Raw genomic sequence first — 1425 nt, 5'->3', positions numbered from 1 at the left:
CGGGGAGTAGTAGTGCCGCTTGGGGCGCTGGGCGATCGTGTCGTTCGCCATAGTGTGCGTGATGTTCATCGTGCACACGATGCCTCGACACTGGGTCTATCTCAAGATGGGATTGCCGGACGCTTACTGTTGGGCCAGGTCGGCAGCCTGTCCATCACATCCTTGAGATAGGCATACGGATCAAGGCCGTTGAGCTTGGCCGACTGGATCAGGCTCATGATGGCAGCGGCTCGTTGCCCAGCCCGCAGGCTGCCCGCAAACAGCCAGTTCTTGCGGCCCAGCGCAATCGGGCGCATCTGGTTCTCGACCCAGTTGTTGTCGATCGGTATCCGCCCATCCTCCAGGAACCGGGTGAGCGCAGGCCAGCGGCGCAGGCTGTAATCCATGGCCTTGGCCGTGGCCGACCCACTGGGCACCTTCCCTCGGTGTTCTGTGAGCCAGAGGTGTAGGCGATCCACCGCCGAGCGGCTCTGCTGCTGCCGTATGCGCAGCCGCTCATCTGCCTCTACCCCCTGAGCCTGTCGCTCGGCCTCATAGATCTGTCCGATCAGGGCCAGCGCCTGCTCAGCGAGCTGACTCTTGTTGGCCGTGTGGAGCTCAAAGAACTTGCGCCTTGCATGGGCCCAGCAGCCTGCCTCCTGGATCTGTTCACCCATGAGCTGCTTGTACCCGGCAAAGTCATCGACCAGCAGCGTGCCCGCCCAGCCCTCCAGGAAGGAGGCGGGATGGCGCCCGGCCCGGGTCTCGCTGAAGTCATAGACCACCGCCCTGGTCTGCTCGTGCCGCCCTGGTGTGTAGGCCCACAGGTAAGCCCGCTGGGTCTTGCCATCTCTCTGAGCGGCCGGCTTGAGCATCTGCACCGGCGTCTCGTCGGCGTGCAGGACGGCGTGGGCAAGCACCTCTGCGCGCAGGGCGCTGGCCAGCGGTTGGAGTTGTACGCCACAGCTGCCCACCCACTGCGCCAGGGTGGAGCGTGGGATCGGCACACCAGCGCGGGCGTAGATAGCCTCCTGGCGGTGCAGGGGTAAGTGATCGGCGTACTTGGCCACCAGCACATGGGAGAGTAAGCCCGTGGTGGCCAGCCCCTTGTCGATGATGTGCGCATCCACCGGGGCCTGTCTGAGCGTCTGGCAGCAGGCGCAGGCCCACTTGCCCCGCACGAAGCGGTGGACCGTGAAGACGCCTGGGGTGTAGTCGAGCTTCTCGGCCACGTCCTCACCGATGCGCTTCATCGGCTGGCCGCAACACTCGGTGGAGGTAGGCTCATGGCGCAGTTCCTGGCGGGGAAGCTCCGGGGGTGTCAACGCCGGTTGAATTTTCCTCAGATTGGCCGGAGTAAATTTCCCCACCTGGTGTGTGCGGGTGATCAGCCCGTGATGGGGTCTCGTGGCTCCTTGGGTGGTCTGCCGGGTCGGCGTTTGATGG

At 64.7% G+C, this 1425-nt stretch carries 1 protein-coding gene; it reads right to left on the bottom strand.

Translation table 11 applies throughout. The features are described from left to right. Positions 1 to 101: 101 nt before the first annotated feature. Positions 102 to 1425: IS66 family transposase (locus BHU06_RS21890; RefSeq protein WP_254668225.1), on the bottom strand; the 1324-nt coding region annotated here is incomplete at its 5' end.

It is taken from the genome of Hydrogenophaga sp. PML113, assembly GCF_001777155.1.
Lineage (GTDB): Bacteria > Pseudomonadota > Gammaproteobacteria > Burkholderiales > Burkholderiaceae_C > Hydrogenophaga > Hydrogenophaga borbori.
This window is presented reverse-complemented; position numbering and strand designations above follow the sequence as displayed.